This is a genomic window from Sorangium sp. So ce394 (assembly GCF_051474665.1).
GTDB lineage: Bacteria > Myxococcota_A > Polyangia > Polyangiales > Polyangiaceae > Sorangium > Sorangium cellulosum_D.
The window spans coordinates 9,509,349-9,525,483 of sequence record NZ_CP150339.1 but is presented as its reverse complement, the minus strand read 5'-3'; the positions used below and the strand labels follow the sequence as shown (position 1 = coordinate 9,525,483).

At 70.4% G+C, this 16,135-nt stretch carries 16 protein-coding genes; 9 read left to right on the top strand and 7 right to left on the bottom strand.

Features of this window, described 5'->3' with window-relative positions; translation table 11 throughout:
• The first annotated feature begins 47 nt into the window (after window positions 1-47).
• Window positions 48-491, top strand: a complete 444-nt coding sequence (locus WMF33_RS35085) for a hypothetical protein (protein WP_437314247.1) — start codon at window positions 48-50, stop codon at window positions 489-491.
• A 38-nt stretch (window positions 492-529) separates the two neighbouring features.
• Here WMF33_RS35085 and WMF33_RS35080 read toward each other — a convergent pair whose 3' ends face one another.
• From WMF33_RS35080 to asnS, 4 genes are all read right to left on the bottom strand, one after another.
• On the bottom strand, window positions 530-1,444 hold the full coding sequence (locus WMF33_RS35080; protein WP_061627614.1) for a patatin-like phospholipase family protein: 915 nt from the start codon (window positions 1,442-1,444) through the stop codon (window positions 530-532).
• Between the two features lie 41 nt (window positions 1,445-1,485).
• The gene (locus WMF33_RS35075) at window positions 1,486-2,238 is read right to left on the bottom strand and encodes a hypothetical protein (RefSeq protein WP_437332702.1); all 753 of its coding nucleotides are present in this window, start codon (window positions 2,236-2,238) and stop codon (window positions 1,486-1,488) included.
• Window positions 2,213-2,950, bottom strand: a complete 738-nt coding sequence (locus WMF33_RS35070) for a class II glutamine amidotransferase (RefSeq protein ID WP_236644106.1) — start codon at window positions 2,948-2,950, stop codon at window positions 2,213-2,215. Before WMF33_RS35070 ends, WMF33_RS35075 begins: the two co-directional genes overlap by 26 nt.
• 704 nt (window positions 2,951-3,654) lie before the next feature.
• The gene (gene asnS, locus WMF33_RS35065) at window positions 3,655-4,995 is read right to left on the bottom strand and encodes an asparagine--tRNA ligase (RefSeq protein WP_061627616.1); all 1,341 of its coding nucleotides are present in this window, start codon (window positions 4,993-4,995) and stop codon (window positions 3,655-3,657) included.
• A 94-nt stretch (window positions 4,996-5,089) separates the two neighbouring features.
• Between asnS and WMF33_RS35060 the strand changes: the two genes are divergently transcribed.
• Together WMF33_RS35060 and WMF33_RS35055 are read left to right on the top strand one after the other, a co-directional pair.
• Complete coding sequence (locus tag WMF33_RS35060; protein ID WP_437332701.1) at window positions 5,090-5,917, top strand: PDZ domain-containing protein; 828 nt, start codon at window positions 5,090-5,092, stop codon at window positions 5,915-5,917.
• Window positions 5,918-5,932: 15 nt separating this feature from the next.
• Window positions 5,933-6,460 carry a TrmH family RNA methyltransferase gene (locus WMF33_RS35055; protein WP_437332700.1) on the top strand — a complete coding sequence of 176 codons (528 nt, stop codon included), beginning with the start codon at window positions 5,933-5,935 and terminating at the stop codon, window positions 6,458-6,460.
• Window positions 6,461-6,497: 37 nt separating this feature from the next.
• On the opposite strand, the gene WMF33_RS35050 is transcribed toward WMF33_RS35055, so the two are convergent.
• The 3 genes from WMF33_RS35050 to groES form a co-directional block, all read right to left on the bottom strand.
• Window positions 6,498-7,031: a GNAT family N-acetyltransferase gene (locus WMF33_RS35050; protein ID WP_020738936.1), complete on the bottom strand. Its 534-nt coding sequence runs from the start codon at window positions 7,029-7,031 to the stop codon at window positions 6,498-6,500.
• Between the two features lie 120 nt (window positions 7,032-7,151).
• Window positions 7,152-8,780 carry a chaperonin GroEL gene (gene groL / locus WMF33_RS35045; RefSeq protein ID WP_437332699.1) on the bottom strand — a complete coding sequence of 543 codons (1,629 nt, stop codon included), beginning with the start codon at window positions 8,778-8,780 and terminating at the stop codon, window positions 7,152-7,154.
• Between the two features lie 33 nt (window positions 8,781-8,813).
• Window positions 8,814-9,104, bottom strand: coding sequence for a co-chaperone GroES (gene groES, locus WMF33_RS35040; protein WP_020738934.1), 291 nt, complete (start codon window positions 9,102-9,104; stop codon window positions 8,814-8,816).
• Between the two features lie 453 nt (window positions 9,105-9,557).
• Between groES and WMF33_RS35035 the strand changes: the two genes are divergently transcribed.
• The 6 genes from WMF33_RS35035 to WMF33_RS35010 all read left to right on the top strand — a co-directional run bounded on the left by WMF33_RS35035 (window position 9,558) and on the right by WMF33_RS35010 (window position 16,134).
• Window positions 9,558-10,163, top strand: coding sequence for a hypothetical protein (locus WMF33_RS35035; protein ID WP_437332698.1), 606 nt, complete (start codon window positions 9,558-9,560; stop codon window positions 10,161-10,163).
• Window positions 10,163-10,828, top strand: a complete 666-nt coding sequence (locus tag WMF33_RS35030; protein ID WP_437332697.1) for a hypothetical protein — start codon at window positions 10,163-10,165, stop codon at window positions 10,826-10,828. The genes WMF33_RS35035 and WMF33_RS35030 overlap by 1 nt, the downstream gene beginning before the upstream one ends.
• Before the next feature lie 120 nt (window positions 10,829-10,948).
• Window positions 10,949-11,800, top strand: coding sequence for a response regulator transcription factor (locus WMF33_RS35025; protein WP_437332696.1), 852 nt, complete (start codon window positions 10,949-10,951; stop codon window positions 11,798-11,800).
• Window positions 11,801-12,144: 344 nt separating this feature from the next.
• Window positions 12,145-14,085 carry a hypothetical protein gene (locus tag WMF33_RS35020; protein ID WP_437332695.1) on the top strand — a complete coding sequence of 647 codons (1,941 nt, stop codon included), beginning with the start codon at window positions 12,145-12,147 and terminating at the stop codon, window positions 14,083-14,085.
• 72 nt (window positions 14,086-14,157) lie between these two features.
• On the top strand, window positions 14,158-15,162 hold the full coding sequence (locus tag WMF33_RS35015; protein ID WP_437332694.1) for an AAA family ATPase: 1,005 nt from the start codon (window positions 14,158-14,160) through the stop codon (window positions 15,160-15,162).
• 18 nt (window positions 15,163-15,180) lie between these two features.
• Window positions 15,181-16,134 carry a DUF58 domain-containing protein gene (locus tag WMF33_RS35010; protein WP_437332693.1) on the top strand — a complete coding sequence of 318 codons (954 nt, stop codon included), beginning with the start codon at window positions 15,181-15,183 and terminating at the stop codon, window positions 16,132-16,134.
• Window position 16,135: the final 1 nt, after the last annotated feature.

Sequence of the window (16,135 nt, the reverse complement as noted above, 5' to 3'; positions counted from 1 at the left end):
CGCGTATGCTCTGCCGCCAAACAAAAGCTGTCGCTTCGTTCCTCGTCGTGGCTTCGACCGTCCTCGCCGGCTGCGCCACCCACTACATTCCGAACACGGACGTCGAGGACAACGACGACAACCGCAAGATCATCTCGTTCTGCGAGAAGTACCGCAACGCGGTGGAGAGCAAGAACGTCGGCGCGCTGCTCCAGCTCGCCTCGCCCAAGTACTACGAGGACGGCGGCAACATCGACGCGTCGGACGACCTCGATTATGCCGGCCTGCGCGAGTACCTGAACGGCAAATTCCAGGACGCGCGCGCCATCCGCTACGAGATCCGCTACCGGCGCGTGCTCCGGGAGGATGACGTCATCTACGTCGACTACACGTTCAGCGCCAGCTACCGCATCCCGGGTCGCAAGGGCGAAGAGTGGCGCCGCAAGGTCGACGACAACCGCCTCGAGCTGGTGGAGCACCAGGACGAGTACCGCATCGTCGCGGGGATGTAGCGCCCGGCCGCGCCGCCCTGCGACGGGAGGGCGCGGCGCTAGTTCAGCGCGCTCTTGGAGGAGGGCGCGTCGAAGACGCCCTTCTCCTTCGCGGCGGCGAGCACGCGGAGCGCCGTGCGGTAGCCGCGCAAGACGAGCGGCTTCGCGGCGAACCGGTTCATGTAGCTGTAACGGCCGATCGCGGGCGCCACGTCGAGGAAGGTGACGCTCGGGTAGAGCTTGGAGAGCAGCTCGACGCCGCGGCGCTCCTTCTCGGCCAGGAGGATGCTGAGCGACTGCCGGACGACGCCGGGCGCGCCGCTCCTCGCGATCGAGCGCTGCGATTCGTCGCGCTCCTCGGGGCGGTAGATGTTCGAGATGATCACGATGTTGGCGCCGGCGTTCACGGCCACGTCGGCGGAGAGCGTCCGGATCACCTCGCCGCTCAGGTGATAGCGGCCGTTGATGCGGTAGGGCCGGAACAGGCCGGGCACGCAGCAGCTCGCGGCCACCGCCTGGCTGATCGGCGTGGCCTCGTCGTAGCCCGGGCCGAACACGACGCGCTTGGCGCTGTCCACGTCGACCGCGGTGACGTAGACCGCGTGCGGCAGCTGCCGGAAGTCGTTGATCGGCAGCGTCCGGCGCACGTAGCGCTCGAGCCGATCGATCGAGAACACCCCCGAGCAGAGGTACCCCGGGTCGAGCAGATCGCGCAGGGCGGGCGCCCCGAAGAAGCTCGACACGTGGAGGCGAGGCCCGCGGTGTCGTCGCCTCCACGGCAGGCGGTACGCGTCGAGCAGCACGTCGAGCGGGATGTCCTGCCCGTACGTCGCGCTGACGAGCGCGCCGGCCCCCGCGCCGACGTAGATCTCCGGATGGATCCCGAGCTCCTCGCAGGCCTTCAGCACGCCGAGGTGCGCCAGGCCGCGCGCCGCCCCCCCGGAGCCAACGAACGCGATCTTGAGGCGGCTCATCGAGCCCTGATCTTGTCGGAGATGCGGCACGAGCGCAAAGCCTACTGTAGCTGGAAGTCCTCGAGCAGCCGATAGATCTTGAATCGCGGTCCGTCTCGCCGCAGCCACACCACGATCTCGTCGCCGAGCAGCCGGTCCGCCGCGATCCGCGCGGTCATGATCGGCACGCGGATCACGATGTCCTGGTCGTCGAGCGTCTCCGGCTGGATCGCGGGGTGTTGCGGCGTCGCGAGCACGTCCTCCGCCCGGAAGATCTGTAGCTCCGATTCGCGGTAGACCGGCTCTCCGGCGAGCTTTCCATACTCGAGCCGCCGGAACCGCTGCTCCCAAAAGAGCCCGGCGCTCGGCGGCTGCCCCGATCCGCCGGAGCCGGTGTGGATCGCGAGGGCGTCGCGCGTCAGCAGCTCGCCCAGGGCCTCGCTGTCCTCGGCGATGATCCGCTTGAAGAGCTCGGCCACGACGTCCAGCGCCAGGCCGACGCCGAGCGGCGTCCGGAGGGTCACGACGCTGTCCCTCACGTCCGCCTGGTTCGCGGGTCGCGGCGGGACGCTCGCCAGATCGATCGCCACGCCGTCCGGACGGCGACGATCGTCGGGGAGCTCGGAAGCGGCGGGGAACGAGGCCGGGCCCCCCAGCCCGCACCCGAGGAGGGACGAGCCGATGAGCGCCGCGAGGATCAGAGAGGGGAGCGCCGGCGGCGCTCGCGAGGTGTCGGGGACGCCGGCCGGCGCTGCGTGCGCCGCGGCCCATTGCGGGCCGTGGGGGCGTTCAGATCGGCTCGATCGCTGGAGCATCGGCGCGCGTGAACGTCACGATCGCACGCTCGCCGACGTGGGTCCACCCCGCGGGGCACTGGTCGTCGTCGAAGTCCGACGCGACGAGCGTGAGCCGGCTCGCGGCGTAGTCGGGCATGCGCATGCGGCCGAGGCCGCCGTCGCTCAGGAGCCGCTCCATGTCGTCGCTGCCCTGGTAAATGCGGTACGCCATCGGCGTGCCGCCGTGGGCCGCGAGCAGGTACTCCGGGTTCGTGACCACGATGTTCATCGCGCTCGGCCCCGCTCCTTCCTCTGCGCAGAGCCGATCGACGAGCGCGATGGAGGACCGGAGCGCCGCCCGCGCGCTCGCCGCGTCCACGTTGGGCCGATCGAGCTGGCCGCTGTCGTGGAGGAACGAGAGGAACAGGTGGAAGAGGATCTCGCTGTCCGTCTCGCCGCGGACGTCGCGCTGGAGGAACTGCGGCAGCGAGTCGCTGAGCTGGCTCCGCAGTCGGGCGAACCCTTCGACCGTGCCCGTGTGGGCGAACAGCCACTGCCGGTAGCGGAACGGGTGCGTATTCTCGGTGCGCAGGCTGCCGACGGTCGCAGCCCGGACATGCGCCACGAGGATGTCGGCGCGCACGTCCTTGGTCATGTCGACCAGGCTGATCTCGGGTCGATCGTCGATGGGCCGGCGCTTGAGGAGAATCTCTCCTCCCTGGTAGAAGCCGACGCCCCAGCCAGGGATCACGCCCTCCTTTCGGCGAACCGTGAGGGCACGGTCTTCAAGCTCGATCGCACGCGCGCCGAGATCCGGACGGTTACCGATGAAGCCGACGAGACGAGCCATAGCTTTGTCCTCGCGAGTTGGGCCGGGGGGCGGGGGCAGGGTCCGGCTCGCCGGTAGAGCGCTCCCTCATCTGCAAGCAGGGGTGGCTCCGTCGGTCGGCCGAGTGAGCGTGGGTCGCGCGTTGCGCCCTATACTTTCTTGATACGACAGAGTCGCCCTGCAAGCGGAGCAAAAACGGATCCCCAGCGGCGACGCTCGTCGCGGGCACGGCCTGACCACACTGCCCGCCGCTCGTCTCGGCGGTCGCTGGTCGCGTTACCTCTCACTCATGCTCCTCGTCCCACGGAGCGCTCCCACCCGCTCCTCCTCCCCGCGCACAGCGGCGAGCCTCATCCGCTTCTGCGCGTCGGCTCATCGCGTCGGCACCGTGGCGCATCGCGCCGTGGGGCGCGCTCCAGCGCTCGGCCGCCCCGCCGGTAGCTCGCCGGCCTCGCGGCGTGCGGCCGGCACACGCGGTTGCTGCACAGCGGGCAGCGGCGCAGCGGCGGTCGCGCAACGTTTGCGGGGCAGAGCGCGGCGGGGCGAGGTCGGCCCCGCGCGGCGCGCGAGGTGAAGGTGAGACAGCGCGGCAGCCAGAAAACCGGCAGGATCTCTGACGCGCGGCACTACGGCGAGAGCCGATTCAGCATCCGCGGGAACGGGATGGTCTCGCGCACGTGGGGCAGACCGCAGATCCAGGCGACGCTCCGCTCGACACCCAGCCCGAACCCCGCATGCGGGAAGGTGCCATACCGGCGCAGATCCAGGTACCAGCTGAACGCCTCGGGGGGCAGCTTGTGCGCCTCGATTGCCCGCTCGAGTGTGGCGAGATCGTCCTCACGCTGCCCGCCCCCGATCACCTCACCGTAGCCCTCCGGCGCCAGGACATCGACGCAGAGCGCGAGCCGGTCGTCCGTCGGATCGCGCTTCATGTAGAAGGCTTTCACCTGGGCCGGATAGCGGTGGATCATGACGGGGCGATCGTACCGGCTGGAGATGATCGTCTCGTCCTCACCGCCGAGATCCTCGCCCCAGGGAAAATCGGGAACTCCAGCCTCTCCAGCCGTCTTGCGTTTCTCCGCGCGCGCCTCGTTCAGGAGGGCGACGGCCTCGTCATAACGGATGCGCGGGAACGGCTTCTTGACGGCCTCCAGCTTCGTGACGTCGCGCTCGAGCACGGCGAGCTCGGGCCGGCGCCGCTCGAGGACGCGCTCGACGATGAAGCAGAGGAAGTCCTCCGCGAGGTCCATGTCGCCCTCGAGGTCCATGAACGCGACCTCGGGCTCGACCATCCAGAACTCGGCCAGGTGGCGGCGGGTCTTCGACTTCTCCGCGCGGAACGTGGGCCCGAAGCAGTACGCCTTCCCGAACGCGGCCGCCGCCGCCTCCATGTAGAGCTGCCCGGACTGGGTGAGGTACGCCGGGTCGCCGTGGTAGTCGGTCTGGAACAGCGTGCTCGTCCCCTCGCACGCGTTCGGCGTGAAGATGGGCGCGTCGACGAGCGTGAACCCCCGCCCGTCGAAGAAGTCGCGGATGGCCTGGATGATGGTGTGACGCACGCGCAAGATCGCGTGCTGCCGCCTCGAGCGCAGCCAGAGGTGGCGGTGATCCATGAGGAAATCGGTCCCGTGCTCCTTGGGCGAGATGGGGTACTCGCCCGTGGTGGGGCCGAGCAGGCGGAAGCCGGACGCGACGACCTCGAACACCCCGGCGCGCTTCGGGTGCGCCTTCACCTGGCCGGTGACCTCGATCACGCTCTCCTGGGTGACCTTGTCGGCGGCCGCGAAGACCTCGTCGCCGACGTCGCTCTTGGCCATCACGCACTGGACCGTGCCGAAGCCGTCGCGCAGCTCGAGGAAGTGGAGCTTGCCGCTCGAGCGCTTGTTGTAGAGCCATCCGCGGAGAACGACCTTGCCGTCGACATGCGCGCTGAGGTCGCTGGTAGCGATCACGGGCGAGTCCTGCATGGGTGCCGGAAATAGCACGGTTTAGTTGCGGCTGACGCCGGCTCCGGCCAAAAATGGCGCCATCGTGGCCTTCCGAAAGCCTCGCGCGCTCTGCATGCCTGCGTTGTCCAAGCTGCTCGCCGCGGGGGGCAAGCTGCTCGCCGCAGGGGGCGTCCTGCTCGCCGCGGGGGGCTGCTCGTTCCTCTATCCGGAGCTCGCGACCCGGCTCCGCGAGCCCCCGCCAGAGCAGGAGCTGCACCCGCCCCCGCCTGAGGACGTCCGGTGGCTCCGGGTCGTCCGGGCGAGGATCCCGGAGCGCACGCGGGACGGCCGAGCCTGGGATCCCGAGGCGGGAGGCCTCCCCGACCCGTATGCCCGCGTCCTGGTCAACGGCGAGGAGATCTTTCGGACCAAGGTGCAGGAGGACACCGTCGACCCGACGTGGCCCGACGGCCCGAGCGGAAACTTCCACGTCTCGCCCGAGGATCGGCTCCGCGTGGAGGTCTGGGAGTCGGACGCCCTCGTCGACAAGCCGATCGGGGTGCGCGACATCGGCCGCCCGACCGACACGCAGCGCGCCGCCGGGGAGATCGAGGTCGAGCTCGACGGGGGCGGCTGGCTCACGCTGGCGTTCGAGCCGGCCCACGCCAAGCTCGGCCTCGGCTTCTGGTACGAGCTGCACTCGGGCGCCGCGTTCATCTCGCGGACCGTCGAGGGCGGGCCCGCCGAGCGCGCCGGGCTCCGCAAGGGCGACGAGGTGCTCGAGATCGCGGGGCGGCCCGTGCGACGGCTGTCCGTCGCCGCCATCCGGGGCGCGTTCGACGCCGCGCCGCGCGCCGGGCTCGTGCTCCTGGTCAAGCACGCGACGGGCGCCACCGAGCAGCTCAGGCTCCACGAGGGCCCCATCTATCCGCTGTTCGACCGCTTCGCTGCCGCCGAGTAAGGAAGCCAGCGCGCCGTGAAGATCCCGCCGTTCGGGCTCACCACCCAGGAGATCCGCGAGGAGCTCGCCCCCCTGCGGAACGACTTCTCGATCGCCGTCTGCCGCGCGAAGAACCCGTTCAACATCGGCGCCATCATCCGCGTCGCGCACTCCTTCCTGGTGCGCGAGATCTTCCTGATCGGGACCGAGCCCTATTACGAGCGCGCCTCGATGGGCATGCAGAAGTACGAGACCATCGTCGAGTGCCCCGACGAGGCGACCTTCCTCGAGGCGGCGCGCGGCCGTCCCCTCATCGGCGTCGAGCGCGACCACGCGCGGCAGACCCTCTGGGAGGCGCCGTTTCCGCGCGGGCTCGTCTTCCTCTTCGGCAGCGAGGACGACGGGCTGCCGCCGGCGCTGCTCGACGCGTGCGAGGACGTGGTCGCGATCCCCATGTACGGGATCAACCACTCGTACCCGGTGGCGATCGCCGCCGGCATGACGATGTGCGAGTGGGCTCGGCGCCGCGACCCGCGCGGCGGCGTCGGCCGCGCCGGGGGCTGAGGCGCGCTTCCGCGGGCCCGCCGCGCGCGAGGGGCCGCTACTCGCGGGAGCGCTCGAAGACGAGCAGCTCGCCCAGGAGGGCGTGGTCGAGCGTCCCGGCAGCGCGCATCCCGAGCTTCTCGATCACCCGGAGCGACGCGCGGTGCCAGGCCGGCGTGGTGGCGATCACGCGCCGCACGCTCGCCTGCTGCAGCGTCCAGTGCAGGACGGCGCGCGACCCCTCGGTCGCGTAGCCCTGGCCCTGGGACCTCCCCTCGACGCCGTAGCCGATCTCCACGGTGCCGGTCTCGTCGGGCCGGCCGTTCAGCACCACGCTGCCCACGACGACGCGCTCCTCCTGCCCGCGCGTCACCATCAGCCGCGTGCCCCACAGGAAGGCCTCCGGGTCGTCGCGCAGCCGGTCGAGCGGCGAGCTGAAGGCGCGCTCGACGAGCGCGCGCCCGGGCCAGGCGTCGGGGAAGCGCGCGCCGGAGATCGCCTCGGCCTCGAGGCGATCTCCGCGGATGACCGCCTCGAGCAGGGGCAGCGAGACCGGGGTCAGCTCAAGGCGCTCGGTAGTCAGGGTGCTCATCGCGAACCTGCGCGGATCAGATCACGCGTCGCGGCCTGCCGGAAGTCGAAATGGAGAAGGGCCGACTTCCCCAGGAGGAAGCCGGCCCTCACCCGACGGGCTTAGCTGCCCGCGCCGCGATCAGAAGTCGTGGCCGTGGCCCGCGTGGGCGCCGCCGGCCGCCGCCTTCTCCTCCTTCGGCCGCTCGGCGATGAGCGCCTCGGTGGTGAGCATCAGGCTGGCGACGCTGGCCGCGTTCTGGAGCGCCGACCGGACGACCTTGACCGGATCGATGACGCCCATCTCGAGCAGGTTGCCGTAGTCGCCCGACGCCGCGTTGTAGCCGAACGAGTCCTTGCCCTCGCGCACCTTCTGCACGACGATCGAGCCCTCCTCGCCGGCGTTGGCGGAGATCTGGCGGAGGGGCTCCTCGATGGCGCGGCGGATGATGTTCACGCCGAACCGCTGCTCGTCGTTGACCTGGATCTTCTCGAGCGAGGTCTGCGCGCGGATGAGCGCCACGCCGCCGCCCGGGACGATGCCCTCCTCGACGGCCGCGCGGGTCGCGTGGAGCGCGTCCTCGACGCGGGCCTTCTTCTCCTTCATCTCGGTCTCGGTCGCAGCGCCGACCTTGACCACCGCGACGCCGCCCACGAGCTTCGCGAGCCGCTCCTGGAGCTTTTCGCGGTCGTAGTCGCTCGTCGTGTTCTCGATCTGGGCGCGGATCTCCTGCTGCCGGGCCTTGATCTTGTCCTTCTTGCCCTGGCCGCCGACGATCGTGGTGTTGTCCTTGTCGATGATGACCGTCTTGGCACGGCCGAGATCGCTGATCGTGACGTTCTCGAGCTTGAGGCCGAGCTCCTCCGCGATCACCTGGCCGTCCGTCAGGACGGCGATGTCCTTCAGCATCTCCTTGCGGCGATCGCCGAAGCCAGGCGCCTTCACGGCCGCGCAGTGCAGCGTGCCGCGGAGCTTGTTCACGACGAGGGTCGCGAGCGCCTCGCCCTCGACGTCCTCGGCGATGATGAGGAGCTGCTTCTGGCTCTTGGCGATCGCCTCGAGCACGGGGAGCAGGTCCTTCATGTTGGAGATCTTCTTCTCCGAGATGAGGATGTAGCAGTCCTCGAGGTTCGCCTTCATCGCCTCGGGGTCGGTGACGAAGTACGGCGAGAGGTAGCCGCGGTCGAACTGCATGCCCTCGACCACGTCGAGCGTCGTGTCGGCGCTCTTGGCCTCCTCGACCGTGATCACGCCCTCCTTGCCGACCTTCTCCATGGCGTCGGCGAGGAGCTTGCCGATCGTCTCGTCGCCGTTCGCGCTGATCGTGCCGACCTGCGCGATCTCCTTCGCGTCCTTGGTCTGCTTGGCCGAGCTGTGGAGGTGCCCGACGATCGCCTCGACGGCCTTGTCGATGCCGCGCTTGATCTCCATCGGGTTGTGGCCGGCCGCGACGAGCTTGGAGCCCTCGCGGTAGATCGCCTGGGCGAGCACCGTGGCCGTGGTCGTCCCGTCGCCGGCGATGTCGCTCGTCTTCGAGGCGACCTCGCGGACCATCTGGGCGCCCATGTTCTCGAAGCGGTTCTCGAGCTCGATCTCCTTGGCGACCGTCACGCCGTCCTTGGTGACCGTCGGCGAGCCGAAGCTCTTCTCGATGACGACGTTGCGCCCCTTCGGGCCGAGCGTGACCTTGACCGCGTCGGCGAGGGCGTTGACGCCCGCGAGGATCATGCTGCGGGCGGACTCGTTGTAGATGATTTCTTTGGCTGCCATGGTGTCTCTCCTAAGTTCCTGCTATCGCCCGCGTCACTTCTCGATCACGCCGAGGATGTCGTCCTCGCGGAGGATGAGGTGCTCCTCGCCGTCGATCTTCACCTCGGTGCCCGAGTACTTGCCGAAGAGGACGCGATCGCCCTCCTTGACGTCGAGCTTCCGCACGGTACCGTCCTCGCCGACCTTGCCGTTGCCGACGGCGATGACCGTGCCCTCGATCGGCTTCTCCTTCGCGGTGTCCGGGATGTAGAGACCCCCCTTGGTCTTCTCTTCTTCCTTCACGCGCTGAACGATCACGCGGTCCTGGAGCGGTCGAATCTTCATCTTTGCGAATCCTCCGGGGACGAGCGGCCGCGTCCCACGAGACGGCAGGACCCAGACGGCCTGCCTGAGCAGCCGCAAGGTCCCATACGATTGCAGTCTGGGCACTTTGCTAGCACTCACCTCGGGGGAGTGCTAGCGAGCGCGCCGAAGATAGCCACCCCCTCCAGGGTGTCAAGCGCGGGTCAGCCCGGCATTTCGCGCGCTGGCAGCCAGGCGCCCGGGTGGCTGTAAGTCCTGGAGATTGCAGGGGAAGGTGCGGGGCGTGCGGCTGGGCTTGGCGCGGTCCCTCGGCTAAAGTGAGCGTATGAGGGCGGAAATGCGGCTGCACCGTGACGCGACGCCCTCACGGTCTCCTGCCCGAGGGAGGCCGACAGGACGTGTCTGGTTGACCTGAGCGCGTGGTGGCCCGGGTTACGTCGGTATCCAGGGTGCCCGCGCAAGTGAGGTGCCCCCGTGAGCCAAGCGATCTCTGTGTCCCCGAGCATGACCCGCTACTTCCAGGAGGTTGTGGACGAGGCGCTCCGAGTTCGGAACGTCGCCGTGACCGAGGCGGCGTCGAGTTACCTGGTCGGTCTGCTTTGTGCCTTCGCTCACCCGGACGAGCACGCCGAGTCCACCTTCAACCAGCCCCTGACCTTTCTCCTGCGCGACGCCCTGGAGGCCTCCGGCGCCGAGCGCTTCCGGCGGCTGCGCAACCTCGGCGACGGCGTCCTCTACGTGGTCGGCTTCTTCGGCGGCCACATCGAGCTCAAGGGCATCGATCGACGCTACGTGGTCGGGGTCGGGTCGACAGCCTACCACCACGCCGCCGCGATGCTGCGCCTCAACGCGCGCGGCGGCCAGGGCCCCGACGTCCTCGCGGAGATGGCCGAGAAGTTCGAGCGCTTCGTGAGCGTCTTGAACGATGTGGCCGACGGCACGCTCGCGTCCGGCGCTCGCGATGAGCGCTCGGTGCTCCGGCTGTACGAGCGCTGGGTCCGCACCGGCTCCAGCCGGCTCGCCGACGAGCTCGGGGCGCGCGGGCTCGTGCCGAGCCGGGGCACGGGCGGGCTCAACTGATGCGGGGCGCGACCTTCCCGGCCCGGATCCAGCAGCACCTCGCGCGCACCTACGCGCTCGACGACGCCCCCGCCGTCGACGATTTCATCCGGCCGACGGACGGCGGCGCGCGCGAGGCGCTGCTGATCCGACACGCGGACGGGGACATCGAGGTGGCGCTGCACCTGCCCGCCCGCGCGATCTCGCGCGGGCGGGAGGGGACGTTCGACGAGATCTGCCAGATCGTCGAGGGGGTGAGCCACTTCCTCTATGTGGCCGAGCGGGCGCGCAGGGAGCTCCCGGCGACCCAGCTCGAGCTCGAGCTCCAGGCCGAGGTGGACAAGTACGTGCTGCTCGTCCACGGCGGCCTGGCCGAGGAGGTCGAGCTCCCGGGCCCGCCGCTCCGGCGCCGCCACGAGGCCGCGCCGCCGGGGCCAGCGCGCTTCGAGCCCGAGCGCGCCGCGCGGATCCGCGCCCACCTGTTCGAGCGCGTCACCTTCATGGATCCGCCGGGCACCGAGGCCGGGGATCGCTACCGGATCGCGAACGACCTGGCGGCGCGGTTCGTGGGCCGGCTGGAGGCCGAGTTTGCTCGCCGGGGCCGGTACGCCGAGCTGCTCGCCGCGCTGCGGCGCTTCTACGCGGCGGGACAGACGGAAAAGATCGCCCTCGCGCGAGCGGCGTGATCTCGGTCTCGCCGGCGCTCGGGGTCGCCGCGGGAGGGCGGCTCCGAGCGCGCGTCGCGTCCCCATGGGCTCGTTCTCTCTTGACCGGTTCGCGCGCACGTACTCTCATCCGCATCCACGATGCCTTCCGCGAGCATGACGCCGCCCCGTGTGCTGGTGGCCGAAGACGAACCGGCGATGTTGAGCCTCGTTGCGCGCCACCTGAGGAACCTTGGCTTCTCCGTGATCGAGGCCTCCGAGGGCGATGCCGCCTGGGAGCTCGCGCGCGAGCACCAGCCGGACCTCGTGATCCTCGACGTGATGATGCCCGGCATGAGCGGCTGGGAGATCTGCAAGCGGCTGAAGAGCGACACGTCCGACGGCCGGCCGTTCGCGAGCACCGGCGTCATCATGCTCACCGGGATCGGCGAGAACCTGAACGAGATGACGTCGCCGCTCTTCGCCGCCGACGCCTGGCTGAACAAGCCGTTCGATTTCGCCGACCTCGACGCGCGGGTGCGCGAGACGCTCGCGCGCTACGCGAAGCCGCTGCCCGACGCGAACGGCAGCAAGGGCCAGCCGAGCGCAGCGGGTGAAGAGCGCGAGGAGGAGCAGCCGTCCGGAGAGCGCGCGACGGGGGCGAAGAGGCCCGCGGCGAACGGCGCCGCGACGGGCAGGGCGGCCGCGAAGAAGACCGCGGCGAAGCCGGCGGCGAAGAAGGCGGCCGCGAAGCCCGCTGCGAAGAAGACCGCCGCGGCGAAGAAGCCCGCTGCGAAGAAGACCGCCGCGGCGAAGAAGCCGGCGGCGAAGAAGACCGCGGCGAAGCCGGCGGCGAAGAAGGCGGCCGCGAAGCCGGCGGCGAAGAAGACCGCCGCGGCGAAGAAGCCCGCCGCGAAGCAAGCGGCGCCCAAGAAAGCCGCGGCGAAGAAGCCGGCCGCGACGAAGAAGGCGGCCGCCAGCAAGGCGGCGCCCAAGAAGAAGGCGGCGAGGTAACCTGGCCGGGACGCCCGCGCCGTGCGCGGGCCCGGTCAGGTCGTTTCCACCGAATCCGTCGAGCGCTCGTGCTCGTCTGCTGGCGCAGCGGCGCCGGGGATCCATCCGGTCGTAACCCGGAGGGAGCGCCCTCACGCGCTCCCGGAAGCGCGATCGATGCCGGCGGTCGCTGAGCGCCGAGGCTGGCCCGCGCGGGAATGATCGGGGTTCGCCGCGCGTCATGCCCTCACGCGTCGCGCGCAGCCTCCCAGGAACTTTCGGGCGCCCGACCCATCAGCAGGTACAATGCTGCGACGTTTCCTCTTCGAGGGGCCCCGCGGGGGGCGCCCGGAGCGCTGGGCACCGTGAGCGACTCTCGCACGAAGCATCTGGACCGTATCCGCAGCGCCGCGCGCGCGGTCGAGCTGCGGCTCCGGGTCGGGCGCGCGCTGCGCGCGCTGCCGACCGCGCTGACCCTCGCGCTGGCGATCGCAGCCGGGACGCTCGCCGTCCACAAGGCGCTCCCGGCGCACCTGAGCGAGCCGCGCGCCCGGCAGCTCCTGCTCGGCGCGGGGCTGCTCGTGCTGGCCACCGTCGCGCTGGCGATGCTGCGCCGCCTGCCCCCCCGCGCCGGTACGGTCGCCCTCGACCGGCACCACGGCCTCCACGACCGGCTGACCAACGCCCTCGCCTTCGACGCGCTGCCCGCGGCGCAGCGGACCGCCCTGATGGAGGCGGCGATCGACGACGCCTGCGAGCACGCGGCCAGGCTGCGCCCCGCCGGCGCCGCGCCGCTCGCGTTCCCGCGCGAGCTCTGGGCCTCGGCCGCGGTGGGCCTCGGCGTGCTCGCGGTGGCGCTGCTCGAGGTGCGCACCCCGCGGAAGCAGGCGCCCGTCGCGCAGACGATCGACGCGCTCGCGATGTCGCCCGACGACATCGAGCTCTTCAAGGACGCGGCCAAGGCGCTCGACCGGCAGGATCAGAGCCCGGAGATGAAGTCCGCGGTCGAGCGGTTCAACCAGCTCATCGAGGACATCGCCAACAAGCGCCTCGATCGGACCGAGGCGTTCCGCCGCATGGAGGCGCTCGAGCGCGAGCTCCTCAAGGGCGCCGAGGCCGACCTGAAGGCGCTCGAGGAGGCGCTGAAGGAGACCGGGCTCGACCTCAAGAGGAGCGACCTGGCGAAGGGCGTGGGGGAGTCCCTCGAGAAGAAGGATCTCGAGCAGGCGAAGAAGGAGCTGAAGCAGCTCGCCGAGAAGCTCCGCGACAAGAAGCAGAAGCTCGACAAGGCCGAGATCGAGCGGCTGCGCAAGGCGCTCACCGAGGCAGCCTCGCGCCGCAAGGAGGCCCTCGCCGCGATCAACGAGAAGCGGGCCGAGGTGCGCGAGCAGCTGCTCAAGCAGAAGCAGAAGGCCTCCGCGAACGAGCAGCGGAAGTCCGAAGAGGAGCGGCTCCTCAAGAAGAAGGAGCGCGAGCTGGAGCGGCTCGACCGCGAGGCCGAGCAGAAGGAGCGGACCGGGCGCCAGCTCGACCGGCTCGACCGCGAGCTCGCCAAGGCCGCCGAGGATCTGATGCGCGACCTTGGGATGTCCGCGGACGATCTCGAGCAGGCCGCCGAGGACATCAACCGGATGCAGCAGGAGGAGATGTCCGAGCAGGAGAAGGAAGAGCTGCGCCAGCGCCTCGAGGAGCTCCGGGAGCTCGTGCGCCAGCAAGGGCAGGGGGGCAAGCAGCGGATGGCGAGGATGCTCCGCTTCGGCAAGCGCGCGCGCGGCAACCAGGGCAGCGGCGAGGAGCAGCAGGGCCAGGGCCAGCAGGGGCAGGGCGACGGCGAGCAGGAAGGGCAGGACGGCCAGCAGGGCCAGGGCCAGGGCCAGGGCAAGGGCGGGCAAGGCCAGGGGCAGGAGCTGGTGATCGGGCCCGGCGGGAAGAAGATCCTGATGCCCGGCGGACAGGGGCAGGGGCAAGAGGGGCAGGGGAGCGGCAAGGGCAACCAGGGCGGCGGCAACCAGCCCGGAGGCGACGGCGCCGGCTCCGGCCGCGGCGGCGAGGTCGCGGGCAAGCGCACCGACCCGAAGATGGGGACCCAGGACGTCCAGGCGCAGGGGCTCGACACCCAGCAGGGGCCCTCGAACAGCGAGGTGATCCTCAGCGCCGCCGAGCGGGGCTTCAAGGGGACCGGCTACAAGAAGGTCTTCACGGACTACCACACGGTCGCAGAGCAGCAGATCAACAAGGATCAGATCCCTGATGGATACCGGTTCTACGTGAACCGGTATTTCCAGCTCATCAGGCCGCGCGAGTGAGTCGAGCCATCGGCTCGAGCGCGACCGCGCCTCTACAGGCGCTCCGCGGCAGCGGGCGCGAAGCAGGAAGCTATGGCCGAGAAGACGAAGGAAGCAGCGCGGGCCGAGGTGGACGAGTTCCGCGCGAGCATCGGAGAGCTGCGCGAGGAGGTGGGGAAGGTCATCGTCGGCAACCGCGACGTGGTCGACGGCGTGCTCACGTGCATGCTCGCGGGCTCGCACGCGCTGCTCGAGGGCGTGCCGGGGCTCGGCAAGACGATGCTCGTCCGCACCATGGCCGAGGCGCTCGACCTCCAGTTCTCGCGCATCCAGTTCACGCCCGACATGATGCCCGCCGACATCATCGGCACCACGGTCATCGACGAGAGCGCGGGCGGGCAGCGGTCGTTCTCGTTCCGCAAGGGGCCGATCTTCGCGAACATCGTCCTCGCCGACGAGATCAACCGGGCGACGCCGAAGACGCAGAGCGCGCTCCTCGAGGCCATGCAGGAGCACCGGGTCACGGTCTCGCGGCAGAGCTACACGCTGGAGGAGCCGTTCTTCGTCCTGGCGACGCAGAACCCCCTCGAGAGCGAGGGGACGTACCCGCTGCCCGAGGCGCAGCTCGATCGGTTCTTCTTCAAGCTGCACGTGCCGTTCCCGAGCCGCGACGAGCTGAACGCGATCCTGGAGCGGACCACCGGCACCGACGCGCTGGCGGCGCGGCCCGTCCTCGACAAAGCGCGGATCATCGCCATGCAGCGGCTCGTCCGCGAGGTGCCCGTGGCCAAGCACGTGCAGGACTACGCGGTGCGGCTCCTCCAGGCCACCCACCCCACCGAGGGCGACACCCTCGACGAGGTGAAGCGGTTCGTGAAGTTCGGCGCGTCGCCGCGAGGGGCGCAGGCGCTCCTGCTCGCCGCGAAGATCAGGGCGCTGTTCGAGGGGCGGTTCGCGGCGTCGGTCGACGACGTGCGCGCGTGCGCGCTGCCCGCGCTGCGGCACCGCGTGCTCCTCAACTTCGAGGGGGAGGCCGAGGGCGTGAAGACCGACGAGGTGCTGCAGGCCATCCTGAAGCGCTTGCCGGAGAGCAAATGAGGCGCCGCCGAAGGTAGCATGGGGCTCTTCGACGCGTTCAAGCGGGCCGCCGCGCCGCTGCGGCGGCTCTCCGCGGTCTCCGCCGGCGCCTCCGACGAGGATCTCTTCGACGACGAGTTCCAGCGCAAGCTCGACTACCTCGCGATGGTGAGCCGCCGCGTCTTCTCGGGCGCGATGCGCGCGGAGCGGCGGACCAAGAAGACCGGCTCCGGCGTCGAGTTCGCCGACCACCGCGACTACGCCCCGGGCGACGACTTCCGGTACCTCGACTGGGCCGCGTACCAGCGCTTCGACCGGCTCCTCATCCGGCTCTACGAGGAGGAGGAAGACCTCTCGATCTACTTCATCCTCGACACCTCGGCGTCGATGGCGTTCGGCGACGGCGCGAAGCTCAGGCACGCGAAGCGCCTCTGCGCGGCCCTCGCGTACGTCGGGCTCGCCAACCTCGATCGGATCGCGATCGTCACCGCGACCGACGAGATCAGCGGGCGCATGCAGTCGACCCGCGGCAAGGCGCGCATCTTCAGGATCTTCCGCTTCCTCGGGCAGGCGCGGGCCGACGGCGCGACCGACCTCGGCGAGGCGATGAAGACGTTCGTGGCGCAGCACAAGCGGCGCGGGCTCGCCGTGATCCTCAGCGATCTCTACGATCCGGTGGGCTTCGAGCGCGGCATCAACGTGCTCCGGTACAACCGGTTCGAGCCGTTCGTGCTCCACATCGTCGACCCGAGCGAGGCCCGGCCCGCGCTGCGCGGCGACGTGCGCGTCTACGACTGCGAGACCGGCGACGAGCGCGAGGTCACGGTGACCGCGAAGGTGCTCGACCGCTACGCCGAGGCGTACGAGAAGTACCTCGACGAGATCCGCCGGTTCTGCACGTCGCGGCAGGTGAGCTACTTCCGCGCCGACGTGTCCGTCCCCTTCGACGAGCTGATCCTGCGCGTGTTCCGCAGAGGCGGCTTCCTCCGGTAGC